We start from the raw sequence: 24,025 nt of genomic DNA on the forward strand, positions 1-24,025 counted from the left end.
GATAGATCAGGGCCGCAGCCGCCAACCGGTGCGGAAAATCCACCAGATCGCGGTGAGGCAGGCCAGCAGGAACAGCGAAATCGCTGCGATCGACACCGCCACCGGCACATCGGCCACCCCGAAAAACGCCCAGCGGAAGCCGCTGACGAGGTAGAGCACCGGGTTCATCCGGGCCACGGCCTGCCACGCTTCGGGCAGCATCGAGACCGAATAGAACGAGCCCCCGAGGAACACGAGCGGCGTGATCACCAGCAGCGGCACCAGTTGCAGCTGCTCGAAATTGCGCGCCCAGATGCCGATGATGAAGCCCAGCAGCGCAAAGCTCACCGCTGTCATCAGCAGAAACGCGATCATCCAGAACGGGTGCAGGATTTGCAGATCGACGAAGAAGGTCGATGTCGCAAGGATGATCAGCGCGATCATCACCGCCTTGGTCGCCGCCGCGCCGACATAGCCCAGCACGATCTCGTAAAACGAGATCGGCGCAGACAGCAGTTCATAGACCGTGCCGATGAATTTCGGGAAATAGATCCCGAAGGAGGCGTTGGTCACCGCCTGTTGCAGCAGCGTCAGCATCATCAGGCCGGGCACGATGAAGGCGCCGTAGGACACGCCCTCGACCGACTCGATCCGCCCGCCGATGGCTGCGCCGAACACCACGAAATAAAGCACCGTCGACAGCACCGGCGAGATCACCGATTGCATCAGCGTGCGGAAGGTGCGCGCCATCTCAAACCGGTAGATCGCAAGGACGGATTGCCAGTTCATGCCGCGTCTCCTTTGGGCGAAGGGGTGACATCCGGTGCATCGCGCTGTTCGACCAGCGACAGGAACACCTCCTCGAGCGAACTTTGCCGGGTCGACAGGTCGCGCAGCACCAGACCGGTCTGCCCGAGCGCCGCGATCAGCCGCGTGATGCCCGTGCGCTCCGCCTGCGTGTCATAGGTGTAGGTCAGGGTGGTGCCGTCTTCGGACAGCACCAGATCGAACCCGTCGAGCGTGTCGGGCAGCGCGGTCACCGGCTCCTGCAGTTCCAGCAGCAATTGCTTGCGGCCCAGTTCCTTCATCAGGGCGGCCTTGCGTTCGACCAGAAGCAGGCGCCCCCCGTCGATGACCCCGATGCGGTCGGCCATCTCCTCCGCCTCTTCGATGTAGTGGGTGGTCAGGATGATGGTGACGCCATCGGCGCGCAGTTGCCGGACCAGATCCCACATTTCGCGTCTGAGGGTGACATCGACCCCGGCGGTGGGTTCATCGAGAAACAGAACGCGCGGCTCGTGCGACAGCGCCTTGGCGATCAGCACCCGGCGCTTCATCCCGCCCGACAGTTCCTTGGTGCGGCTGTTGCGCTTGTCCCAGAGCGAGAGCGCGCGCAGCACCTTTTCGATATGGGCATCGTCGCGCCCCTTGCCGAACAGGCCACGCGACAGGCGCACGGTGTCGATCACCTTCTCGAAGGGCTCGATGGTGATTTCCTGCGGCACCAGCCCGATCAGCGACCGCGCGGCGCGGTAGTCCCGCACGATGTCATGCCCGCCGACCGTGACGCTGCCCTCGGACGCGGTGACCAGCCCGCAGATGATGGAAATCAGCGTGGTCTTGCCCGCACCGTTGGGGCCGAGAAGCGCAAGGATCTCGCCTTCCTCGATGGACAGGGAAACGCCTTTGAGCGCCTGAAACCCGCCGTCATAGGTCTTTGTCAGGTTGCGGATGTCGATCATGCCGGTCATGGGCCGCCTTTCGGGGTTGGTGTCCCGGAGCCGCCGCAAGACGGGTCGCGAAGATGTCCGCACACGAACACCCGCTGCCCGGCGCGGTCAACCCCGCCATGACAAGCCCGCAGAGTTTAGAATGGTTCCAAATCTTGACGCTACGCCCCCGAAGGCGCATATAGGCTGCAACCGAAAGGGGGTTTCCCGATGTTCATCCAGACCGAATCCACGCCGAACCCGGCGACGCTGAAATTCCTGCCGGGCCAGTCCGTGCTGGAAGTGGGCACCGCCGACTTCCCCAGCGCCGACAGTGCCGCCACCTCGCCGCTGGCCAGCCGCCTGTTCGCCGTCGACGGCGTGACCGGGGTGTTCCTTGGCCATGACTTCGTCACCGTGACCAAGGCCGAAGGCATCGAGTGGGATCACCTGAAGCCCGCGCTGCTGGGCGCGATCATGGAGCATGTCCAGTCCGGCGCGCCCGCGATCGCCACCGAAGGTGCGGCCCCTGCGGGCGGTCATGCCGATCACCATGATGGCGAAGACGCAGAGATCGTGGGCCAGATCAAATCCCTGCTCGACAGCCGGGTGCGCCCGGCGGTGGCACAGGATGGCGGCGACATCACGTTCCACGGTTTTGAGCGGGGCGTCGTCTATCTGCATATGCAGGGGGCCTGCGCAGGCTGCCCCTCTTCCACGCTGACGCTGAAGATGGGGATCGAGAACCTGCTGCGCCACTACATCCCGGAAGTGACCGAGGTGCGGCCGGTCGCGGTCTGAGGCGCGTTCGGGATGACCGTGACGATCCTGTCTTTCGATACATCGGCCGCGCATTGCGCGGCCGCTTTGCTGTGCGGTGAACGCCTGCTGGGCGCGCGGCTGGAGCCGATGAAGCGCGGTCAGGCCGAAGCGCTCGTCCCGATGATCGAAGCGCTGCTGGCCGAGGCGGGCCTCACCCCGCGCGATCTGGATGCCATTGGTTGCGGCACAGGGCCGGGCAATTTCACCGGTATCCGCATTTCGGTCGCCTTGGCGCGTGGCATGGCGCTGTCGCTGGGCGTGCCCGCCATCGGCGTGTCACAGTTCGAATTGCTGGCACCGGCGCGGGGCGCGGCGCTGATCACCCTGCCTGCACCGCGCGACATGGCCTATGCGCAGGTGATGGATGCGGGCCGCCCGGTCGAAGCGCCGGAGTTGATCGACCCCGCCACTTGGGATGGGCCAATGCGCGCGGGACAGGTCATCGGCCACCGCGCGCAGGAGATCGCCGAACGGCTCAGCGCGGATGGCCAGGTCGCGGTAGTGGATGACCCCGCCCCGGCCATCGCCCGCATCGCCGCAGCACAGCTGACGCGCGGCGGCGCCCTGCCCCGTCCGGCCCCGCAATATGTGCGCGCTGCGGATGCGGCCCCGCCCTCGGACCCGCCGCCGGTGATCCTCCCATGAGCCTTGCCCTGCGCCAGCCTCTCGCGACGCGGCACCAATGACCCGCGCCGAGCCGAGATCCGAGGCGCTGGCACGACTGCATGCCGCGTGTTTCACCGTGCCGCGCCCGTGGAGCGCCGAGGAGATCGATCAGGTGCTCGATATCGCGGGCACCTTCGTGATCGGGGATGGCCGCGGCTTTGCCATTGGTCGGGCCATCGCGGGGGAGGCCGAGTTGCTGACCATCGCGGTGGATGCGGCCCTGCGCGGTCAGGGGCGCGGCGCGGCCCTTCTGGAGCGGTTCGAGGCCGAGTCCCGCCGCCGCGCCGCCGACTGCGCGTTTTTGGAGGTCACCGCCGACAACGCCGCGGCGCTTGCGCTCTATCGGCGGGCCGGATGGCGGCAGGTGGGGCGGCGGCCGAATTACTACCGCGCACCGGATGGCGGGCGGCTCGATGCGCTGATCTGGCGGCGCAATTTCGCTGCCTGCAAAACCGGCGTGCAGGCCTGATTGCCGCCGCGTTTCGGCGTTCAGTTTCGACCGAAAGGTAAAATTCGGGTTGACCGTGTTTTGGCCCTGCGTCCTTATTCGGCTATGATCCTGCAAGAGATCACCCAGATCCGGGGCGCGCGGCGGTCATGCCTGACGCGGCCCCATGTCAATTCAACGGGAGACACTCCATGACCCTGATGCGGACCTTTCTCGGCGCTTCTGCCGGGCTTGCCCTGACTGCGGGCGCGCTCGCAGCCGAACCTGCGCTGATCTACGATCTTGGCGGCAAATACGACAAGTCGTTCAACGAATCCGCCTTCAACGGGGCGCAGCGCTGGGCGGATGAGACCGGCGAGGACTTCCTCGAAATCGAGCTGAGCTCCGAAGCGCAGCGCGAGCAGGCTCTGCGGCGCTTTGCCGAAGCGGGCGCGAACCCGATCATCACGACCGGTTTCGCCATGTCCTCGCCCATCGAAGGTGTGGCCCCCGATTATCCCGACACCACTTTCGTCACCATCGACGGCTATGTCGACGCGCCGAACGTGCTGACCATCGGGTTCTCGGAGCATGAAGGGTCCTACCTTGTCGGGATGCTGGCCGCGATGGCGTCCGAATCCGACACTGTCGGCTTCATCGGGGGCATGGATGTGCCGCTGATCCGCAAATTTGCCTGTGGCTACGCGCAGGGCGTGAAAGCGGTGAAACCCGAAGCCACCGTGATTTCCAACATGACGGGCACCGATCCGTCGGCGTGGAACGACCCGGTGAAAGGCTCCGAGCTGACCAAGGCGCAGATCAGCCAAGGCGCGGATGTGATCTTTGCCGCCGCTGGCGGCACCGGCGTGGGCGTTCTGCAAACCGCCGCGGATGAGGACATCCTGTCGATCGGCGTGGACAGCAACCAAAACCACCTGCACCCCGGCAAGGTTCTGACCTCGATGCTGAAGCGCGTCGATGTCGCGGTCTATGACATCCTGAAGGCGGGTGAGGCCGAGGGCGGCATCCAGACGATGGCCCTGGAAGACGATGGCGTGGGCTATGCCGTCGACGACAACAACCGCGACCTGATCACCGAGGACATGACCTCGGCGGTCGAGGAGGCCAAGCAGCAGATCATCGACGGCGGTGTCGAGGTGCATGACTACACCTCCGACGACAGCTGCCCTGCCCTGACCTTCTGATTGATGACCGGGAGCGAAATCCAGGGGCGGCCGGAAACGGCCGCTCCCGCCATCGAGTTGCGCGGCATCTCCAAGGCCTTTGGGCCGGTGCAGGCGAACAAGGACATCTCGATCAAGGTGGCGCCGGGCACGATCCACGGCATCATCGGCGAGAACGGCGCCGGGAAATCGACGCTGATGTCGATCCTTTACGGCTTCTACAAGGCTGACCGGGGCGAGATCCTGATCGGCGGCAAACCGACCACCATCCCCGACAGTCAGGCCGCGATCGCGGCGGGCATCGGCATGGTGTTTCAGCATTTCAAGCTGGTCGAGAATTTCACCGTGCTGGAGAATATCGTTCTCGGCGCGGAGGACGGCGCGCGGCTGACGCCCTCGCTGGCCAAGGCCCGCAAGGCGCTGACCGCGCTGGCCGAAGAATACGAGTTGAATGTCGATCCCGATGCGCTGATCGAGGAGATCGGCGTGGGCGCGCAGCAGCGGGTGGAGATCCTGAAGGCGCTGTATCGCCGGGCCGATATCCTCATTCTGGATGAGCCGACCGGCGTGCTGACCCCGCCCGAGGCCGACCACCTGTTCCGCATCCTGCGCAACCTGCGCGAGGAAGGCAAAACGGTCATCCTCATCACCCATAAGCTGCGCGAAATCATGGATGTGACCGATACGGTCAGCGTCATGCGGCGCGGCGAGATGACCGCGACGGTCAAGACAGCCGAGACCTCGCCCGCCGAACTGGCGGAGCTAATGGTCGGGCGCAAGGTGCTGCTGCGGGTCGAGAAGGCCCCGGCCGAACCCGGTCGCACCATTCTGGATGTGCGCGACCTGACCGTGACCGATGGCGACGGGGTGATCCGGCTGAAAGGCGTCAGCTTTGACGTGCGCGCGGGCGAGATCCTTGGCATTGCAGGCGTGGCGGGCAATGGGCAGTCGGAACTGCTGGAAGTGCTGGGCGGCATGCGCGAAGGCACGGGCGAGGTTCGCCTCAACGACGCGCCGCTGCCGCTGTCGGGGCGTGGCGCGGATGCGCGCACCCGGCGGCAGGCTGGCATCGGCCATGTGCCCGAGGATCGCCACCGCGAGGGGCTGATCCTTGACTATGCCGCGTGGGAAAACGTGGCTTTCGGCTATCAGGACGACCCGGCCTACACATCGGGCCTGTTCATGGACAACAAGGCGATCCGCGCCGATACCGAAGCGAAGATGAAGCGCTTTGACGTGCGCCCGCCGAATCCGGATCTGGCGGCCAAGAATTTCTCGGGCGGGAACCAGCAGAAGGTGGTTCTGGCGCGGGAGATCGAACGCTCGCCCGAATTGCTGCTGATCGGCCAGCCGACGCGCGGGGTCGATATCGGCGCCATCGAATTCATTCACGAACAGATCGTCGCGCTGCGCGATCAGGGTAAGGCGATCCTGCTTGTGTCGGTGGAGCTAGAGGAAATCCTCGCGCTGTCGGACCGGATCGTGGTGATGTTCGATGGCCGCATCATGGGCGAGCGCGCCGCCGCCGCCACCGACGAACGCGAACTCGGCCTGCTGATGGCCGGGATGGAGAGCGCCCCCGCGGACAAACCCGCGTGGCAGGCCGCCGAAGAACATCTGGACAAGAACGGAGGATCCGCCTGATGGACGTGGTCCCGAAGTGGGTGGACATGCTGCTAGTCCCACTGATCAGCCTGCTCATCGCCTTTGCCCTGTCGGGGCTGGTCATCGTCGCCATTGGCGAAGACCCGGTCGCGGCGTTGAAACTGATGGTCACCGGGGCGCTCGGCTCGACCTATGGCTGGGGCTATACGCTCTATTACGCCACCAACTTCATCTTTACCGGGCTGGCGGTCGCTGTGGCGTTCCATGCACGGCTGTTCAATATCGGCGGCGAAGGTCAGGCGACATTGGGTGGGCTGGGCGTGGCGCTGATCGCGCTTTACATCCCGTGGCCGCATTGGGCGCTGGCCCTGCCCGCGGCCATGATCGCTGCGGCGTTGTTCGGCGCGGCGTGGGCGTGGCTGCCCGGCGTGCTGCAAGCCTATCGCGGCAGCCATATCGTCATCACCACGATCATGTTCAACTTCATCGCGGGTGGCCTGCTGAACTACCTGCTGGTCAACCACATGCGCCCGCCCGGTTCGATGGACCCGTCGACGGCGCGATTCCCCGAGGCCACGCATCTGCCCACGCTGCATGACGTGTTGGGGGTGTTCGGCATCGAATTTTCGCGCGCGGCACCGGCCAATATCTCGTTCCTGATCGCGATCCTTGCCTGTGTGTTCGTCTGGGCGCTGATCTGGCGCACACGCTTTGGCTACGAGCTGCGCGCCTATGGTCATTCGGAGCCTGCCGCCGTCTATGCCGGGATTTCGCCCAAGCGGATCGTCGTCTGGGCGATGCTGATTTCCGGCGCGCTGGCGGGGATGATGGCGATCAACAACGTTATGGGCGAAGCCGAACGTCTGGTGCTGAATGCCGTCGAAGGCGCGGGCTTTATCGGGATTGCCGTGGCGCTGATGGGCCGCAACCATCCGCTGGGTGTGCTGCTGGCCGCGATCCTGTTCGGATTTCTGTATCAAGGCGGGGCCGAACTGGCGCTGTGGACGGCGATCCCGCGCGAGTTGATCGTGGTCATTCAGGCGCTGGTGATCCTGCTGACCGGGGCGCTGGACAATATGGTGCGGATGCCGATCGAGCGGTTCTACATCGCCCGGCGGCTGAGACGGACCTGAGGAACGGAGCGCGCGATGGATTTCCTGACGATCATCCAGATCCTCGATTCGACCCTGCGTCTGGCGACGCCGCTGCTGCTGGCCTGTCTGGCGGGGCTTTTTTCTGAACGCGCCGGTGTCATCGACATCGGACTGGAGGGGAAGATGCTGATCGCGGCGTTCACCTCCGCCGCGATTGCCGCGATGACCGGTTCGGTCTGGATCGGGCTGCTGGCGGGGATCGGCGCGTCGATCCTGCTGTCGCTGGTGCATGGGCTGGCTTCGATCACGTTTCGCGGCAATCAGCTGATTTCCGGCGTCGCGATCAATTTTCTCGCCTCCGGCCTAACGGTTCTGGTGGCGCAGACATGGTTCAAGCAAGGGGGCCGCACGCCGTCGTTGATGGGGGGCGCCCGGTTCGAGCAGATCCGCCTGCCCTTTGCGAACGAGATCATCGACATCCCCATTTTCGGCCCGATTTACGCGGAGCTTCTGTCGGGGCATTCGATCCTTGTCTATGTCGGGCTGCTATGCGTGCCGCTGACATGGTATGTGCTGTTTCGCACCCGGTTCGGGCTGCGCCTGCGCGCGGTGGGCGAAAACCCCGCCGCCGTCGATACCGCCGGTGTATCCGTCGCGGGCATCCGCTACGCGGCGGTGATTATCGCCGGGGTGCTGTGCGGCATTGCCGGGGCCTATCTGGCGACCGGATTGCAGGCGGGCTTCGTCAAGGACATGACCGCCGGGCGCGGCTACATGGCGCTGGCGGCGCTGATCTTCGCGAAGTGGCGGCCTTGGTATGCGCTTTATGCCACGCTGCTGTTCGGGCTGCTGCAAGCGTTGGCGCTGCGCTATCAGAATATCGATCTGGGCGTGATCACCATTCCCGTGCAGTTCATGGACAGCCTGCCCTACATCCTGACCGTCGTGATCCTAGCCGGTTTTGTCGGCCGGGCGATCCCGCCGCGGGCCGGTGGGCAACCCTATGTGAAAGAACGCTAACCCTGTTTCCGCCCCCTCGGCACGGGGGGCGGAAGGCGTCATCTATTTTCGCCGAGCTGACGCAGGGGGATTGCCAATGCTGCGGTGCCGCGTTTATGAGAGCCCATGCAGATTTACCTCCCGATAGCCGAGGTTTCGGTCAACGCCTTTCTCCTTCTGGGGCTCGGAGGGCTGGTCGGGCTGCTGTCGGGCATGTTCGGGGTCGGGGGCGGCTTTCTGATCACGCCGCTGCTGTTCTTCATCGGTATTCCGCCGACCGTGGCCGTGGCCACCGGCGCCAACCAGATCGTCGCATCGTCCTTTTCCGGCGTGCTGGCGCATCTGAAGCGCAAGACCGTGGATTTGCGGATGGGCACCGTGCTGCTGATCGGCGGTCTGGTCGGGGCGGCAGCCGGGATCGCCCTGTTCAACTATCTAAAGACGCTGGGACAGGTCGATCTGCTGGTCACCCTGTTCTACGTCGTCTTTCTGGGGATCGTCGGCGCGCTGATGCTGGTGGAAAGCCTGCGCGCCCTGCGCCGCGCCCGAGGGGCCAAGGGGCCGATCCGCAAGCGCAAGCAGCGCAACTGGGTCCATACTTGGCCGTTGAAAGTGAAATTCCGCACCTCTGGGCTTTATATCTCGGCCATTCCGGTTCTGCTGGTCGGGGCGTCTGTCGGGGTGCTGGCGGCAATCATGGGGGTCGGGGGCGGCTTTATCATGGTGCCTGCAATGATCTATATCCTCGGCATGCCGACCAAGGTGGTCGTGGGCACGTCGCTGTTTCAGATCATCTTTGTCTCCAGCTTCACCACCATCATGCACGCCACCACCAACTACGCGGTGGATATGGCGCTGGCGGTTCTGCTGATCATCGGCGGCGTGATCGGCGCGCAGTTCGGCACGATGATCGGCTACCGGCTCAAGGCGGAACAATTGCGGGTGCTGCTGGCCATCGTCGTGCTGGCCGTCTGTGTGAAGCTGGGTCTGGATCTGGTGCTGCAACCGAGCGAGCTTTACTCCATCGCCGAGCGGGGTCAGGGCTGATGCGCGCGCGCGGGATCGCGCTGCTGCTGGCGCTGTGCCTGTTGCCCCTGCGGCTGACGGCACAGGAAATCGTCGCCGATCTGTCCCAATACCGGGTGTCGATCGACGCGCGGTTCGATGGCTCCCAGATCCTGATCTTTGGTGCGGTCAAACGCGACGGCTCCCCCGAGGCGGCGAAGCCGGTCGATGTGATCGTCACCGTTGCGGGGCCGCCGGAGTTGATCACCGTGCGCCGCAAGGAACGCGTGGCCGGGATCTGGATCAACACCCGGTCGGTGGACATGACGCGGGTGCCGTCCTTCTACAAGATCGCGACATCCGCGCCGCTGCCGCTGATCGTGAGCGAAGAGACCGACCGTGAATACCGGATCTCTATCCCGCGCGCGGTGCAGGCGGAGGGCAGCGGCGCCGATTACGACGGGGCGTTCCCTGAGGCGCTGATCCGCATCCGCAGCGATAACGGGCTCTATGCCCTGCGCGAAAATGCGGTCCGGCTGCGCAATGACACGCTGTTTCGCACCGAGATCGGCCTGCCGGCCAATCTGGTTGAGGGCGATTACACGACGCGCATTTTCCTGATGCGGGAGGGCGAGTTGATCGCCCGCTATGAAACCCAGATCGGCGTGCGCAAGGTCGGGTTGGAGCGGTTTCTGTATACCCTCGCCCACGAACAGGCGCTGATCTACGCACTGGTATCGCTGTTTATCGCAATCGTCGCGGGCTGGAGCGCGAGCGCCCTGTTCCGCTATGTGCGCGGCTGATCCCGGATCGCGGCCAGCGGGGTAACGCGGTTTAGCCGGTATCCGCCTGATCGCTCTGGGCATCGAGGCGCAGCACCGGCGCGGCGGCTTGTTTCAGATCATCGACCGAAAGCGGCGCTGCGGGCCGCGCCAGCCGGTTGCGCATGACCCAGTGCAGCCGATGTTCCGCGCGGGTGATCGCCACATACGCCAACCGTTTCCACAAAGGCTGCCCCGCTTCGGTCCGGCCCATGCGGGCGGCAGCCCAGAGATCAGGCGCGAAGACCTGCACTTCGGGCCATTGCGAGCCTTGCGCCTTGTGGATCGTCACCGCCGCGCCATGCAGGAACGTGGCCCCCATCCGGGCGGCATAGGGGATAAAGGGTTCTTCTTCGTCGGGCATCTCGATTTTGACGATGGAGGCGGCGGAAAGCTCCGGCTCCGGCGCACCGATGACATGCAGACGCGAAAACCCCGGCTTGCGCCCGGGCCCCAGATAAACGACCTGCGCGCCTTTGATGAGCCCGCGCGCTTCCAGATCCAGCCGCTTCTTGCGGTGCTTCAGCGGCAGTTCGATACCATCGCAGATTAGCGGTTCCCCGGGCAGGAGCGCATCGCCCGGCGCGCCAAAGGCCGCGCGGAAGGCATGGATCAGGCGGATGCGCGTGGCATTGCGCCAGACTAGCACCGGCGAACGCGCCATCAGATCGGATTCGACCCGCCCCGACATCACCACCCGGTCATCGCGGGCGGCGGCCTGTTCGACCAGCCGCTCGAAATCTTCGAACCCGACGCTGTCATCGGCCAGCGCATGTGCCAGATCCAGAATCGGGTTGTCGTCGGCCTGCCGGTGCACCCGGCTCAGGATCAGTTGCCGGTCTTCGGGCAGGGTTTCGAACACCATCGCGCCAGACTGGTTCACCGGCGCCAACTGCGCCGGATCACCGAAAAGGATCAGGGTGGGAAAGATTTCCTTCAGATCCTCGAACTGGCGGGTGTCGAGCATCGAGGCTTCGTCGATGAAGCCGATATCCAGCGGCTCCTCCCGCCGTTTCCAGCCGGTGATGAAATCCGAGCCACGCAGACCCGCCGCCGCCAGCGCGCCGGGGATGGACCGATTGGCCTGAAAGAACGCCAGCGCCCGGTCAAGCGCGATGTCGGTCAGACCTTCGATCTGCGGGCGTTCGCCATTGCCCGCGAGCCATTCCGCGATGCGCTCATATTCGGGGTCATAGACCGGGGTATAGAGAATGCGATGGATCGTCGTCGCGGGAACGCCGCGGTTGCGCAGCACGCTGGCGGCCTTGTTCGTGGGCGCGAGGATGGCGAGCGTGCGCCGTTCCTTGCGGCGTTTGCCCTCCCAATCGCCCGAGACGACATCGACGCCTGCCTCCTCCAACGCCTCACCCAGCCGGGCCAGCAGCAACGTCTTGCCCGAGCCGGCCTTGCCGATCACGGCGAGCACCTTGCTGTCGCGATCCGATCCGGCAGGGTGCACGGTGTCGTTTTCGAGGTCCACCCCGGCGGCGGCGAGCGCCTCGCTCATACGGTCCCAAGCCTCGGCCTGATCGTCCGAGAAGGGAAGTTGCGGGGCTTTGATGACAGGCAGATCGGACATGGCGCGACCATAGCTGCGCGCAGGGATCAGCACCAGCAGAAGGCAGGCTGACGCGCGGGGAGCCGGACGGGCCCGGACCGGTCACACCACGATCAGGCCGTAACTCAGCGCGCGGGCGACCGCGTGGGTGGTGTTGAGCGCGCCGAGCTTATTGCGGGCGGATTCGATATAGACCCGCAGGGTGTGTTCGGAAATCCGAAGCACCAGCGCCGCCTGCGCGCGGTTCATGCCTTGGGCGATGCAGGTGATCGCGGCCACCTCACGCGGGGACAGGCTTGGCAGGGGCAGCGCGGCTTCGGGTTCGAACTCCAGCGCCTTTTTATTGAATTCATGGGAAATGATGATCAGCGGGTGGCAGTGTTCTTCGATGAAGGCGGACCATGCCGGATCATCGCAATTGTGGGAGACGGTAAAGAGCGCGAATTGCCCCGCCGGGCCGCGCATCGGGATGGAATAGCCCTGATTGCCGACACCGTGGGCAATGGCGTCTTTCAAAAACTCCCGCGCCTGCCGGGACGACCAATCAACGGATTTCCAGTTCACCGGCGTGAAGCTTTGCACGCAACCAAACACGACCGGATCGAGGCTCAGGTAATTGCGCTCAAGATAGCGGTCGACCCATTCGGCGCTATAGGTGCCGACACCGTAGCGATCGCCCAGACTGTTGACCCAATGATACACCGCGTGTTCGACGCCCAACGCATCGCGGGTGGTCATGATCGCATCCTGCAATTCGCAAAATGTCCGGGCGGATTGCGTCTGTCGCAAGCTATCAAGCAAATCGGCGTGCATTAAACGCTCCCCCGGCGCGTGGCCTCCCGGTGGCGAAGCGCGCAGGGTTCCGCGATCAGCACCGTATTCGCAAGCTGATCCGCAAGAGTGACCTACCCGTTTCGTGTCGCGAAGCTGCTCAATTCAGCCAACACGCCGATCATCCAAACATCCCGAATCCTGCGCCCGTCGCCGATGTCCCGTCAGCGCCTGCGAAGCGGTTTCGCAGGAGGAAAAATCACATGATCCCGGCCCTAGGCTCGCCAATTTGAGGGAGTTGCGTCAAGTGAAATCCCTGATTTCATTGGAGTTTGCGTTTGTGAAAATCGCCTTTTCATTAATTTATTGTGGGTATTCAACGGCGTGCGCAGCGCCATGACGTTGCGGAAGTGACGGGCATATAGCGGGCTGTCCCGCCGTAGATAGAAGCCCCCCCTGCACCCCCGAAAACAAGTAGACCGGATCGCGGGGGCGATCCGGTCTATGGCCTTCTCCGAAAGCTGCGTAAAGACGTCAGCCAGCGGCTTCGATCGTGTCTTCCAATGTGCGAAGCCCGGTGCGCGGCGCCTGCACCAGAACCGCCATATTGCCCGGCTTATGCTGATTGCGCAGCATCTTCATATGAGCGGCGGGAATATCCTCCCACGGGAAAACTTCGGACATGCAGGGATCAAGCCTGCGTTCCACCATTAGTTTATTGGCGGCGGCGGCCTGCTTGAGATGGGCGAAATGGCTGCCTTGGATACGCTTCTGATGCATCCAGACATAGCGCGCGTCCATGGTCAGGTTATAGCCCGTGGTGCCCGCGCAGATCACAACCATACCGCCCTTTTTGCATACGAAGGTCGACACCGGGAATGTTGCCTCCCCGGGGTGTTCGAACACCATGTCGACATTGACGCCCTTTCCGGTGATGTCCCAGATCGCTTTGCCGAATTTGCGCACCTCGTCGAACCAGCGTTTATATTCCGGAGTGTTAACGGTCGGCAATTGCCCCCAGCAATCGAAATCGCGGCGATTGATGACGCCCTTTGCGCCGAGGCTCATGACGAACTCGCGTTTGTCTTCCTCGGAGATCACGGCGATCGCATTGGCACCGGCGGTATTGATAAGCTGGATCGCGTAGGAACCAAGCCCGCCCGACGCGCCCCAGACCAACACGTTCTGTCCGGGTTTCAGCTCATGCGGGTGATGGCCGAACAGCATCCGGTAGGCAGTGGCCAGCGTCAGCGTATAGCAGGCGCTTTCTTCCCATGTCAGGTGGCGGGGACGCGGCATGAGCTGCTGCGCCTGAACACAGGTGAACTGCGCGAAGGAGCCGTCGGGCGTCTCGTAGCCCCAGATCCGCTGGCTTTGAGAAAACATTGGGTCGCCGCCGTTGCATTCCTCGTCATCGCCATCGTCCTGATTGCAATGGATCACCACCTCATCGCCGACCTTCCAGCGGGTGACGCGGTCGCCCACGGCCCAGACGATGCCTGACGCATCGGACCCGGCGATGTGATATTCGGCCTTATGCACGTCAAAGGGGCTGATCGGCACGCCGAGCCCGGCCCAGACGCCATTGTAATTCACCCCCGCCGCCATCACGAGCACCAGCACATCGGAGCTGCCCAGTTCCGGCACATCGACGATCTCGGTGCGGAAGCTCTGATCGGGCTCCCCGTGCCGTTCGCGGCGAATGGTCCACGCATACATCTGTTTCGGGACATGACCCATCGGGGGCATCTCGCCGACCTCATAGAGGTCTTTATGCGGGGCGCTCGGGGCTGCGGTGCTGTCGGCGGTGCCATCGGGGCGGTCGTCCAAGGCCATCTGACCCTCCTGATCCTGTCAAACCATGCCGCAGCGCAGAATCAGCGGCGGCTCTATGGGAGAGATAGAATCCGTCGCGCAACTTTACAATAGGTGAGTTATATATTTTGTAATTTTATGTCTTAACGGATTCTCCGGCTTGGCAGGCTGGCAGACCCAGAGCCTGCTCCGCATCCCTTATCGAATTGGCATAATAGGTGAGGATCGGTCCCGCCTCTGGGGCGGAGGCCCATAGGCCGTCGGCCCCATCCACCACAATTCCGCGCCGCAGCAAGATGGTCAGCGCCGCATCCAGCAGTTTGGGCACCCTGCCCTGTGGCAGCCGCACCGCAGCACCGCCTGCGCGCAGCGTTTCGGCGCGCTGGGTGACATGGCGGAGAAGCGCGCTTTGGCTCATAGGGCCGGTCAACAGGGCTTCGGCCACCAGCGGCACGGGAAGGATGGGCATGGCGGCGGCGATCCGGCGCATTACCTCCTGACCCAATGCCTCCGGCTCCGGCCCCATATCGCGCAACGAGATCGGCGCGCCGAACCCGACCCCCGCCATCCCAAAGCGATGATCCTGGCCGCGCAGGGCCCGGCGCAGCACACGCCACGACACGGCGAGCGCTTCACCGATATTGGCGTTGAACCGCCGCTCGCCCCGTGCGCCAGCCTCCAGCAGGATGCGGTCCTCCAGCACCCGGTCGTAATTGACCGCCACGGGCACAAACACGATGTCCCGTGCGGCAAGGTCCGCCCCGTCCGTGATATAGTGGATCAAGCCGAGCTTCGGCGGTGCCATCCGCCCGTCAAGAGACAGCCCACCTTCGGGGAAGATCGCCTGCGTCACCCCATTGGCCGTGGCCAGTTGCACATACCGCGCCAGCACCCGGCGATAGAGATCGTCCCGCGACCGGCGGCGGATGAAGTAAGCGCCCATCGCCCGGATCAGGATCCGCAGCGGCCAGACCCGTGCCCATTCGCCCACCGCGTAGGACAGCGCGGAATCGCTCGCGACGAGATAGGTCACCAGCACATAATCCATGTTGGAGCGATGATTCATGACAAAGACGACCGTCGCGTCGGCGTCGATGGCCTGAATGCGATCGCGCTGCGCCTCGTCGATACGCAGGTGATAAAGCTTCGTTGACAGAAACCGGGCGGCGCGGATCGCGAACCCGAAATAGGCCGCCGCAGAGAAGGCCGGCACGATTTCGCGGGCATAGCGCTGCGCCCGCTCGAAAGCCACGCTTTCCGGCACGCCGTGCTGCGCGGCGTGATCTGCCACCGCGGCCATCACCTGCGTGTCGTAGCTGAGCCGCTGGATCATGTCGTGACGCCGCGCCAGCTTGAACGGGCGGATCGGACGGGCGAGCCGCTGATTGAGCCGTTCGACCCCGCGCTCCAGCCGTCGGCGGAAGAACCAGCGCACGCTGGGAAACAGGAAATGCGAGGCAAAGGTCACCACGGCAAAGCCAAGGATCAGCACCAGCAGCCAGAGCGGAAGTTCGACGGTCTGAAACATGACGGCCAAAGTGGCAGGTTCACGGGCGGGCGTAAATCCAGCGGTGCCGCAGCGCAGCGAATTGACATTATACTTTAATTGCCCATATGACTTCTGAAACGGAATATTATTATCACGCAAACTCCTCTGCCGGAGGCCGCCCATGACTGACGCCCAGCCCAACACTTCCGCAATTTCGCCCGCCGTTTCCCCGGCGCGGCCGGCCCCGGCGGAGCGGGACCGGCCGTGGCTGTTTCGCACCTATGCGGGCCATTCGACGGCACAGGCGTCTAACGCGCTCTACCGGGCGAACCTTGCGCGGGGGCAGACCGGGCTGTCGGTAGCGTTCGACCTGCCGACGCAGACCGGCTATGACAGCGATCATATTCTGGCGCGTGGCGAAGTGGGGAAGGTCGGCGTTCCTGTCTGCCATCTGGGCGACATGCGCGCGCTGTTCGATGAGATCCCGCTCGATCAGATGAACACCTCGATGACGATCAACGCGACCGCGCCGTGGCTGCTGTCGCTTTATATCGCGGTGGCCGAGGAGCAGGGCGCGGATATCGCAAGCCTGCAAGGCACCGTGCAAAACGACATCATCAAGGAATATCTGAGCCGCGGCACTTATATTTGCCCGCCCAAGGCATCGTTGAAACTGATCACCGACGTTGCGGCCTATTGCTATGACAATGTGCCCAAGTGGAACCCGATGAATGTCTGCTCCTACCATTTGCAGGAGGCAGGCGCGACGCCGGAACAGGAACTGGCCTTTGCTTTGGCCACGGCACAGGCGGTGCTGGATGATCTGCGCGACAAGGTGCCTGCGGCTGATTTCCCACGTCTGGTCGGGCGGATCTCGTTCTTTGTGAATGCGGGCATTCGTTTTGTGACAGAGATGTGCAAGATGCGCGCCTTCGTCGATCTGTGGGACGAAATCTGCCGCGACCGCTACGGGGTGGAAGATCCGAAATACCGCCGCTTCCGCTACGGCGTTCAGGTCAATTCGCTCGGCCTGACCGAGCAGCAACCTGAAAATAATGTCTACCGTATCCTGATCGAAATGCTGGCGGTCACGCTTTCGAAGAACGCCCGTGCCCGTGCCGTGCAATTGCCCGCATGGAACGAAGCGCTGGGCCTGCCGCGCCCGTGGGATCAGCAATGGTCGCTGCGGATGCAGCAGATCATGGCGTTTGAAACGGACCTTCTGGAATACGACGATCTGTTCGATGGAAACCCGGCGGTCGAGGCGCGGGTTACGGCGCTGAAAGACGGCGCGCGGGCCGAATTGCGCAACCTTGACGCGATGGGCGGTGCGATTGACGCGATCGGCTACATGAAATCGCGCCTCGTAGAAGCGAATGCAGACCGCATTGGTGCAATCGAGCGGGGCGATACGGTCGTGGTGGGCATGAACCGCTATCAGCAGGGCGAACCTTCGCCGCTGATGGATGCGGATGGCGGGATCATGACTGTCGATCCGGCGGTGGAAGCGGAGCAGATCGCCCGATTGGCCGCGTGGCGAAAGGCGCGGAATGCCGACGCTGTCAATGCCGCGCTGCGCGCATTGCGAGAGGCCGCAGACCGGGGGGAGAATATCATGCCCGCCTCGATCCAGGCCGCCCGCGCGGGCGTCACCACCGGCGAATGGGCCGGTGTAATGCGTGCCGTGCATGGAGAGTATCGCGGTCCGACAGGTGTGTCCCCGGCAGTTTCCAACCGGGTCGAAGGGCTCGACGACATTCGCGAGGCTGTGAACGCCACATCCAGCCGTTTGGGGCGTCGGCTAAAGTTTTTGATGGGAAAGCCAGGGCTTGACGGGCATTCTAACGGGGCGGAGCAGATCGCCTTTCGGGCCCGGGATTGCGGGATGGATATCGCCTATGAAGGCATCCGCCTGACGCCCGAAGCCATCGTCAACGCCGCGCGGGACGAGCAGGCGCATGTCGTGGGCGTGTCGATCCTGTCCGGCTCCCACCTGCCGCTGATCCGTGACCTGATGGACCGCATGGCGCAAGCGGGCCTGCACGATGTGCCGGTCATCGTCGGCGGCATCATCCCGGACGAGGACGCGGCCAAGTTGCTGCACATGGGGGTCGCACGGGTCTACACACCCAAGGACTTTGAATTAAACCGGATCATGATGGATATCGTCGCGTTGGCTGACCCGGTCCCTGAGCCCGCTGAATGACCTGATCTGACCCACATCCTCTGGCTGCATAAAGCCCGGACTTTTTCTCCTTAAAGTCCGGGCTTTTTGCGTTTATGCAAAACAACCATAAGACGCAGCCCCTAATGTATTAATTGCGATTATATGCTGACAGCACACCAATTCATAATCTCCTTTATCTTTTTTTTACCTTCGGCCATAACAACTAACTATTGAACCGCACGATTTAAGATTTGAACCCACTCACTCGAATTCCACATGAATCGGAGAAGACACGTGGCACTAGTGGACCTTGACGGTTTCGACCGCAGAGAACTCGAACAGATCAAAGCCGATTGCGACAAGGCGATCCAGAAGCTTGACAAAGAGCACCGCCGCAAGGCGCTGGCCGCAGCCGAAGCCGCTGCGCGCGAACATGGCTTCTCGCTGTCCGATCTGTCTGGATCGACCGATGCGCCGAAATCGAACAAACCGAAATCGCCGCCGAAATACCGCCATCCCGAAAACCCAGAGATGACCTGGACCGGCCGTGGCCGGAAACCTAACTGGCTGTCAGAAGCATTGCGCGACGGCAAATCTTTGGAAAGTTTCGCCATCTGATCCAAGACGCGTGCGCGCGCCGCAACGGCGCCTTCTCCATCACGGACGAAGGTTACCGACATTCCCACGGGCGTCGCATTTCGGTGCGGCGCCCGTTTCGCATTGGGCCTGACCCATTGTTCTGCAAAGCCCCGCCACGTTGACAGCCGCGCCGGGCGCGGGCATCCCAAGGCGCGGGCCAACTGCGCCCAAAACCAAACGGGAGCCCCATCATGCAATTTGCGCAATTCGACGATATCGGCCTGCATTACCGCGTGGAGGGAGACCCCGATGGCGCGCCAATCGTATTTGCCAACTCGCTGGGCACCGATCTGCGAATATGGGACCGGGTGGTGGAGCGTCTGCCAGCCGGTCTGCGCATCATCCGGTATGATAAGCGCGGTCACGGGCTAAGCACCTGTGTCCCTGCGCCTTATAAAATGGGTCAGCTGATAACCGACGCCGAGCGGCTGCTGGATCGGCTGGAGGTTCGCGACGCGGTGTTCGTCGGGCTGTCTATCGGCGGGATGATTGCGCAGGGGCTGGCCGTAAAGCGGCTGGATCAGATCCGCGCCATGGTCCTGTCCAACACCGCCGCCAAGATGGGCACTGCCGAGATGTGGGAGGATCGCATCGCCGCCATCCGTGCAGGCGGGCTAGAGGCTATGGCCGATGGCATCATGGAGCGCTGGTTTTCGAAATCCTTCCGCGCGGGGCCGGAGCTGGGCCTGTGGCGCAACATGCTGGTGCGCCAGCCCGTCGAGGGCTATCTGGGCTGTTGCGCGGCGATTGCGGGCACGGATTTCTACACGCCCACATCCGGGCTGACCCTGCCGACGCTGGCCATCGCTGGATCGGAAGACGGCTCCTCCCCGCCGGATCTGGTGCGCGAAACCGCCGAACTGATCCGAGGCTCCCGGTTTGAACTGATCCGTGGCGCAGGCCACCTGCCCTGCATCGAGGCACCGGACCGCTATGCCGAGGTGCTGACCACGTTCCTGACCGAGATCGGACATGTGAAATGAGCGCGACCCCCTTCGACAGTGCCCTGATGGGCAAACTTTTCGGTGACGCGGAAATCGGCAAGCTGTTTTCCGACAGCGCCGCCATTCGCGCGATGCTGCTGGTCGAGGGCACCTTGGCCAAGGCGCAGGCGGAGTTGGGCATGATCCCGGCGGACCATGCCGAAACGATCCATCGGCACGCTCTGGAGGTCGCGCTGGACCCCGGCGCGATGGCCGATGCGGTGGCCGGAGATGCCACGCCGGTGCCCGCGCTGCTTGCCGCCTTCCGCGAGGCGATCAACGCGGTCGAAGCCCGGCAATACGTCCATTGGGGGGCCACGTCGCAGGATATTGTCGACACCGCGCTGACCCTGCGGCTGCGGCAGGTTCTGGCAATTTTGCGCGCGCGGTTGACCGCGACCACGCAGCGGCTGGGCCAAGTAGCGGAGACGCACCGCGCCCTGCCGATGGCGGCCCGGACATGGGGCGCCGTGGCAACGCCCATGAGCTTTGGCGCGGCGGTCGCGGGCTGGGGCATGCCATTGCCGCGTCATCTGGACCGGTTGTCGGAACTGGAGCCGCGCCTGCTGGTCGTATCCCTCGCCGGTGCATCGGGCACGTTGTCCGCGATGGGCCCCGATGGGGCCGAGGTTCGGGCTGGCTTGGCACGCGGGCTGCGGCTGGGCGATTCGGGCGGCAGCTGGCATTCGCAGCGTGACCGAATTCTCGAACTGGCCCATTGGGCCGCCGGGCTGGCAGGGTCGCTGGGCAAGATGGCCGAAGATATGCTGCTGCTGGCCCGCACGGGCGAGGTGAGCTTCGGCGGTGGCGGCGGATCATCCACCATGCCGCAGAAGCAGAACCCGGTGCAGGCCAGTCTGCTCGTCGCGCTGTGCCGCCAGATCGAAGGTCAGGCCGCTGCACTGGCGCCTGCCGGACATCACCGCGACCAACGCGACGGTCCCGCATGGCTGCTGGAATGGATGATCCTGCCGCAAATCTGTATCGCGCTGGGCCGTGCGCTGGAGGTGGCCGAGGGGCTGGCGCGGGATATTCGCCCCGCCCCGGCCACGCTGCGCGCCACCATCGATGACGGCACCGGCCTGATCTACGCCGAAGCATTGAGTTTCGCACTGGCGCGCATGATGCCTAAACCCGAGGCGCAGAAGCGGGTGAAGGAGCTATGCCTCCAAGCAAGGGCGGAGGGCAGCGCGCTTCCCGATCTGGCACAGGCAGCATGGCCCGATCAGGATTTCGGGCAATTGTTCACGCCCGAGGCCCAAATGGGAGACGCGCCGGCAGAGGCCGACCGCTTCGCCGCCATCGCACGCGCGCTATAAAGACACCGCACGGGGGCACCCTGCCCGCCAAAGCGGCATCGCGCATGAAATCCAGCAAACGAGGGCGAATTTGCGCCCTCGCAGCCTTCGCCTTGACCCAGCGTTCAGGTAGTGTACGCACGATCCACGTTAACAAGTGTTAAGATTGTGAGGAAGGCCATGCGGCTGTTTCACTGCGATGATTGCGGGCATCATATGCGCCTAGGCGGAACCCGCTGTGGAAAATGCTACACTCCGAAACGCGCGGTGCAACAACCCACGGCGCTGGCTGGGCTCACACTCGCCCTGCTGGCCGCTGTGCTTGTCGGGCTCGTTCTGATGCTGATGCGGCACGCGGGTATCTAAGACAGATCGTTTCTGTTGTAACGCGGATTGCGGCCCCGCTGTTTTTTGGCCCGCCATTCAACTGCCCTCACTGACCGTCGCAGTTTAATTCCAAAACGGTCTTGCTGCGCAACTTGATCGAAATGAATTTTCGATTGACTTGAATCCAAAACCCCAAGTTAATCGACCCCGGTTTGAATGGTATTTCCGGGGGCTTCGTTTTTCCAATGTTATCGGCGTGGGGCAAAACCGATCCACCTACCGGAGACATGCATCATCTGGCGCATCATTGTGCCGATGTCGCAGCCGTGTTTCGCGTCCTCCTTCAGCGCCGCCACACACAGCGGGCGATCCGGTCCGCATTAGGGCGCGACCTGTCTCAGCCGGAGCAAGGCGCGCTTGTCGTCATGGCCTTTCTGCACGACATTGGGAAATTCGCGCCTGCTTTTCAGGCCAAAGGCTGGCCTAACTGCGACAATGTTAAAACCTGCGGGCATTTGGAGGCAGGCCAGCACTGGCTGAGGATGCCGCATAGCGGTGCATCCCTCGGTGGGCAGATGGCCGCTCTGGCAGAGATGTGTGGCACGGAGGGACAGGACTAATTCGCGGCGATCTTCGCTCATCATGGCCGCCCCCTGCCCGCCCCGAATGAAGCGCGGGCGAATGGGTGTTTCCAAAATTTCGCCGATTATGACTGGAAGAACGAGGAAACGATCCTTGGCTCCGCGATCGCGGCATGGTTTCCCGATTTAAACACCCTTTGCCTACCGCCCGCCGTTCCAGAACTGGTGCATTATATAACCGGCTTATTGGCCTTGGCCGATTGGTTAGGCTCGGACCAAACGGCGTTTGCGTTTATCGCGGATTTCGACGCGGAATATTGGACAAAGGCGCAAGACCACGCGCGCGCGCATGTCGATGCCATCGGTCCCGGCCTGCGCCCCGATGCGCTTGCCGGGGGCGCGGACTGGGCTCTGATCTCAGACCATCCCAACCCTCGTCCCGCGCAGAGCGCGCTGGCGCAGGTCAGCCTCAACGCCCCGCTAGTCATCCTCGAAGCGGAGACCGGAGCGGGCAAGACCGAAGCCGCTTTGTGGCACTTCGTCCGTCATCTGGAGGCAGGCAATGTCGAGGCGCTGTATTTCGCCGTGCCGACGCGCGCCGCCGCCCGCCAGCTTCATAGCCGCGTGACCGATGCACTGCGACGCATGTTTCGCCTCCGCGAAGAGCCGGTTCTGGCAGTGCCCGGCCAGATCGTTGCGGGGCACGCGCAGGGGCGTCCGCTTCCCGATTTCAAGGTGCTTTGGGACGATGGCCCCGCCACACATCGTTGGGCCGCCGAACACGCCACGCGCTATCTGGCCGCGCGGATCGCCGTGGGCACTATCGATCAGGCGATGCTTGCGGGTCTACAGGTCAAACATGCCCATTTGCGCGGCTCGGCATTGGCGCGCGCGCTACTGGTCATGGATGAGGTCCACGCCTCGGACGCGTGGATGACGGATATCCAGAAATCGACCCTCGATGCGCATCTGGCGCTTGGAGGTCATGCGCTGCTGATGTCGGCCACGCTGGGCGCTGCCGCGCGATGCCGCTGGACGGACGCGCCCTTGCCCGATCCCGATGCAGCCGCCGCCACCGCCTACCCTGCGATATGGCTTGGCAGGGATCTGTTGCCGGTAGCGCCCGATCCAGCCGCGGAAAAGCGTGTCACAGTGCGCCCCCATCGGGGGTGGAGCGGCACAGAGGCGGCGCAACTAGCACTCGATGCCGCGCGGCAGGGTGCCAAGGTTTTAGTCATCCGCAACACGGTCGACCGCGCCCGCGAAACATGGGCCGCCTGCGCCGAAGCGGCGCCGGAGCTTGTCATGTCCGTCGATGGGCAGCCCAGCCTGCATCACAGCCGATTTGCCGCCGAAGATCGGGCCCGGCTGGATACATGTGTCGAACAGGTTCTGGGCAAAGGGTCTGCTGAGGCGGGCGTGATCGTGGTCGGCACCCAGACGCTTGAACAAAGCCTCGATATCAGCGCGGACCTCCTCATCACCGATCTGTGCCCAATGGATGTGTTGTTGCAGCGGATCGGGCGGCTGCACCGCCATGCCGGGGCCGCGCACCCGCCGGGTTTCGATACCGCGACCTGCATCGTCCTCGTTCCTGAACAGGGCTTGGCCCCGCTGACCCGCAAGGCCGAGAACGGGCTTGGCGTCTTTGAAAACGCGGCGCAGATTTCAGGGGTTTATATCGATGTCTGCGTTTTGCAGGCGACTTTGGATCAGATCACCGCCAATCCGCTTTGGTCGATCCCGGCCATGAACCGGCACCTTGTCGAGGCTGCAACGCATCCGCAGCTTCTGGACCGGATCGCGGAACGTGAGGGGTGGCAGACCCATCGCGGACGGATGACCGGCAAAGGCTACGCCGAACGGCTGGCCGCACGTCATGTTGTGCTGGACCGAACCAGCCCGCTTGCGCCCTTTCCCGCGATGAGGCGATCCGCACCCGGCTGGGGTCCGACGGTGTGCTCATCCGGTTCCCCGATGGCACCCGTGGCCCTTTTGGCACCGCGATCAGCCGGATGGCCTTTCCCGCGCAGTGGTCTCACGGGCTGGACCCCGACACGCTGGAACTGCTGACGGACGCTCACGA

The 24,025-nt window shown here is 63.8% G+C and carries 20 protein-coding genes and 1 pseudogene; 15 read left to right on the plus strand and 6 right to left on the minus strand.

Annotation, left to right across the window (positions count from 1 at the left end; translation table 11 throughout):
- Positions 1–6 precede the first annotated feature (6 nt).
- Both CBW24_RS14035 and CBW24_RS14040 read right to left on the minus strand, forming a co-directional pair.
- Positions 7–768, minus strand: a complete 762-nt coding sequence (locus CBW24_RS14035) for an ABC transporter permease (protein WP_088662654.1) — start codon at positions 766–768, stop codon at positions 7–9.
- Positions 765–1,730: an ABC transporter ATP-binding protein gene (locus CBW24_RS14040; protein ID WP_088662655.1), complete on the minus strand. Its 966-nt coding sequence runs from the start codon at positions 1,728–1,730 to the stop codon at positions 765–767. The genes CBW24_RS14035 and CBW24_RS14040 overlap by 4 nt, the downstream gene beginning before the upstream one ends.
- A 189-nt stretch (positions 1,731–1,919) precedes the next feature.
- Between CBW24_RS14040 and CBW24_RS14045 the strand changes: the two genes are divergently transcribed.
- The 9 genes from CBW24_RS14045 (at position 1,920) to CBW24_RS14085 (ending at position 10,293) form a co-directional block, all read left to right on the plus strand.
- Positions 1,920–2,489, plus strand: a complete 570-nt coding sequence (locus CBW24_RS14045; RefSeq protein WP_097373926.1) for a NifU family protein — start codon at positions 1,920–1,922, stop codon at positions 2,487–2,489.
- A gap of 12 nt (positions 2,490–2,501) precedes the next feature.
- Positions 2,502–3,155 carry a tRNA (adenosine(37)-N6)-threonylcarbamoyltransferase complex dimerization subunit type 1 TsaB gene (gene tsaB, locus CBW24_RS14050; RefSeq protein WP_097373927.1) on the plus strand — a complete coding sequence of 218 codons (654 nt, stop codon included), beginning with the start codon at positions 2,502–2,504 and terminating at the stop codon, positions 3,153–3,155.
- A gap of 37 nt (positions 3,156–3,192) precedes the next feature.
- Entirely contained in the window at positions 3,193–3,645 is a 453-nt protein-coding gene (locus CBW24_RS14055; protein ID WP_088662658.1) for a GNAT family N-acetyltransferase, read from the plus strand.
- A gap of 170 nt (positions 3,646–3,815) precedes the next feature.
- A complete protein-coding gene (locus CBW24_RS14060) occupies positions 3,816–4,808 on the plus strand; it encodes a BMP family lipoprotein (RefSeq protein ID WP_088662659.1) in 993 nt (330 codons plus the stop codon).
- A 3-nt stretch (positions 4,809–4,811) separates the two neighbouring features.
- The gene (locus CBW24_RS14065) at positions 4,812–6,431 is read left to right on the plus strand and encodes an ABC transporter ATP-binding protein (RefSeq protein ID WP_088662887.1); all 1,620 of its coding nucleotides are present in this window, start codon (positions 4,812–4,814) and stop codon (positions 6,429–6,431) included.
- Positions 6,431–7,525, plus strand: a complete 1,095-nt coding sequence (locus CBW24_RS14070; protein ID WP_088662660.1) for an ABC transporter permease — start codon at positions 6,431–6,433, stop codon at positions 7,523–7,525. Before CBW24_RS14065 ends, CBW24_RS14070 begins: the two co-directional genes overlap by 1 nt.
- A 15-nt stretch (positions 7,526–7,540) precedes the next feature.
- Positions 7,541–8,506, plus strand: coding sequence for an ABC transporter permease (locus CBW24_RS14075; protein ID WP_088662661.1), 966 nt, complete (start codon positions 7,541–7,543; stop codon positions 8,504–8,506).
- Between the two features lie 105 nt (positions 8,507–8,611).
- Entirely contained in the window at positions 8,612–9,532 is a 921-nt protein-coding gene (locus CBW24_RS14080; protein WP_088662662.1) for a sulfite exporter TauE/SafE family protein, read from the plus strand.
- Positions 9,532–10,293, plus strand: a complete 762-nt coding sequence (locus CBW24_RS14085; RefSeq protein WP_097373928.1) for a TIGR02186 family protein — start codon at positions 9,532–9,534, stop codon at positions 10,291–10,293. The genes CBW24_RS14080 and CBW24_RS14085 overlap by 1 nt, the downstream gene beginning before the upstream one ends.
- Positions 10,294–10,324: 31 nt before the next feature.
- On the opposite strand, the gene CBW24_RS14090 is transcribed toward CBW24_RS14085, so the two are convergent.
- The 4 genes from CBW24_RS14090 to CBW24_RS14105 form a co-directional block, all read right to left on the minus strand.
- Positions 10,325–11,890, minus strand: coding sequence for an ATP-dependent DNA helicase (locus CBW24_RS14090; protein ID WP_088662888.1), 1,566 nt, complete (start codon positions 11,888–11,890; stop codon positions 10,325–10,327).
- An 81-nt stretch (positions 11,891–11,971) separates the two neighbouring features.
- Complete coding sequence (locus CBW24_RS14095; protein WP_097373929.1) at positions 11,972–12,682, minus strand: helix-turn-helix transcriptional regulator; 711 nt, start codon at positions 12,680–12,682, stop codon at positions 11,972–11,974.
- Between the two features lie 492 nt (positions 12,683–13,174).
- The gene (ccrA, locus tag CBW24_RS14100) at positions 13,175–14,476 is read right to left on the minus strand and encodes a crotonyl-CoA carboxylase/reductase (protein WP_097373930.1); all 1,302 of its coding nucleotides are present in this window, start codon (positions 14,474–14,476) and stop codon (positions 13,175–13,177) included.
- 115 nt (positions 14,477–14,591) lie between these two features.
- A complete protein-coding gene (locus CBW24_RS14105; protein ID WP_097374254.1) occupies positions 14,592–15,983 on the minus strand; it encodes a 1-acyl-sn-glycerol-3-phosphate acyltransferase in 1,392 nt (463 codons plus the stop codon).
- Positions 15,984–16,125: 142 nt separating this feature from the next.
- Between CBW24_RS14105 and CBW24_RS14110 the strand changes: the two genes are divergently transcribed.
- The 6 genes and pseudogenes from CBW24_RS14110 (at position 16,126) to cas3 (ending at position 24,012) form a co-directional block, all read left to right on the plus strand.
- Entirely contained in the window at positions 16,126–18,150 is a 2,025-nt protein-coding gene (locus CBW24_RS14110) for an ethylmalonyl-CoA mutase (protein WP_097373931.1), read from the plus strand.
- A gap of 255 nt (positions 18,151–18,405) precedes the next feature.
- Positions 18,406–18,729, plus strand: coding sequence for an H-NS histone family protein (locus CBW24_RS14115; protein ID WP_232529841.1), 324 nt, complete (start codon positions 18,406–18,408; stop codon positions 18,727–18,729).
- A 212-nt stretch (positions 18,730–18,941) separates the two neighbouring features.
- Positions 18,942–19,733: a 3-oxoadipate enol-lactonase gene (gene pcaD, locus CBW24_RS14120; RefSeq protein WP_097373932.1), complete on the plus strand. Its 792-nt coding sequence runs from the start codon at positions 18,942–18,944 to the stop codon at positions 19,731–19,733.
- Positions 19,730–21,052 carry a lyase family protein gene (locus tag CBW24_RS14125; protein ID WP_097373933.1) on the plus strand — a complete coding sequence of 441 codons (1,323 nt, stop codon included), beginning with the start codon at positions 19,730–19,732 and terminating at the stop codon, positions 21,050–21,052. The genes pcaD and CBW24_RS14125 overlap by 4 nt, the downstream gene beginning before the upstream one ends.
- Positions 21,053–21,603: 551 nt before the next feature.
- A pseudogene (locus CBW24_RS18765) lies at positions 21,604–22,215 on the plus strand (CRISPR-associated endonuclease Cas3''); the annotation flags it as partial.
- A complete protein-coding gene (gene cas3, locus CBW24_RS14140; RefSeq protein WP_157773236.1) occupies positions 22,192–24,012 on the plus strand; it encodes a CRISPR-associated helicase Cas3' in 1,821 nt (606 codons plus the stop codon). The pseudogene CBW24_RS18765 and the gene cas3, both read left to right, overlap by 24 nt.
- The last annotated feature ends 13 nt before the right edge of the window (positions 24,013–24,025 follow it).

This window comes from Pacificitalea manganoxidans, assembly GCF_002504165.1.
GTDB lineage: Bacteria > Pseudomonadota > Alphaproteobacteria > Rhodobacterales > Rhodobacteraceae > Pacificitalea > Pacificitalea manganoxidans.

Excerpts from the sequence above, each read along its gene's own strand:
- CBW24_RS14035 (WP_088662654.1), bottom strand. The coding sequence starts at position 768 with ATGAACTGGCAATCCGTCCTTGCGATCTACCGGTTTGAGATGGCGCGC.
- CBW24_RS14040 (WP_088662655.1), bottom strand. The coding sequence starts at position 1,730 with ATGACCGGCATGATCGACATCCGCAACCTGACAAAGACCTATGACGGC.
- CBW24_RS14045 (WP_097373926.1), top strand. The coding sequence starts at position 1,920 with ATGTTCATCCAGACCGAATCCACGCCGAACCCGGCGACGCTGAAATTC.
- tsaB (WP_097373927.1), top strand. The coding sequence starts at position 2,502 with ATGACCGTGACGATCCTGTCTTTCGATACATCGGCCGCGCATTGCGCG.
- CBW24_RS14055 (WP_088662658.1), top strand. The coding sequence starts at position 3,193 with ATGACCCGCGCCGAGCCGAGATCCGAGGCGCTGGCACGACTGCATGCC.
- CBW24_RS14060 (WP_088662659.1), top strand. The coding sequence starts at position 3,816 with ATGACCCTGATGCGGACCTTTCTCGGCGCTTCTGCCGGGCTTGCCCTG.
- CBW24_RS14065 (WP_088662887.1), top strand. The coding sequence starts at position 4,812 with ATGACCGGGAGCGAAATCCAGGGGCGGCCGGAAACGGCCGCTCCCGCC.
- CBW24_RS14070 (WP_088662660.1), top strand. The coding sequence starts at position 6,431 with ATGGACGTGGTCCCGAAGTGGGTGGACATGCTGCTAGTCCCACTGATC.
- CBW24_RS14075 (WP_088662661.1), top strand. The coding sequence starts at position 7,541 with ATGGATTTCCTGACGATCATCCAGATCCTCGATTCGACCCTGCGTCTG.
- CBW24_RS14080 (WP_088662662.1), top strand. The coding sequence starts at position 8,612 with ATGCAGATTTACCTCCCGATAGCCGAGGTTTCGGTCAACGCCTTTCTC.
- CBW24_RS14085 (WP_097373928.1), top strand. The coding sequence starts at position 9,532 with ATGCGCGCGCGCGGGATCGCGCTGCTGCTGGCGCTGTGCCTGTTGCCC.
- CBW24_RS14090 (WP_088662888.1), bottom strand. The coding sequence starts at position 11,890 with ATGTCCGATCTGCCTGTCATCAAAGCCCCGCAACTTCCCTTCTCGGAC.
- CBW24_RS14095 (WP_097373929.1), bottom strand. The coding sequence starts at position 12,682 with ATGCACGCCGATTTGCTTGATAGCTTGCGACAGACGCAATCCGCCCGG.
- ccrA (WP_097373930.1), bottom strand. The coding sequence starts at position 14,476 with ATGGCCTTGGACGACCGCCCCGATGGCACCGCCGACAGCACCGCAGCC.
- CBW24_RS14105 (WP_097374254.1), bottom strand. The coding sequence starts at position 15,983 with ATGTTTCAGACCGTCGAACTTCCGCTCTGGCTGCTGGTGCTGATCCTT.
- CBW24_RS14110 (WP_097373931.1), top strand. The coding sequence starts at position 16,126 with ATGACTGACGCCCAGCCCAACACTTCCGCAATTTCGCCCGCCGTTTCC.
- pcaD (WP_097373932.1), top strand. The coding sequence starts at position 18,942 with ATGCAATTTGCGCAATTCGACGATATCGGCCTGCATTACCGCGTGGAG.
- CBW24_RS14125 (WP_097373933.1), top strand. The coding sequence starts at position 19,730 with ATGAGCGCGACCCCCTTCGACAGTGCCCTGATGGGCAAACTTTTCGGT.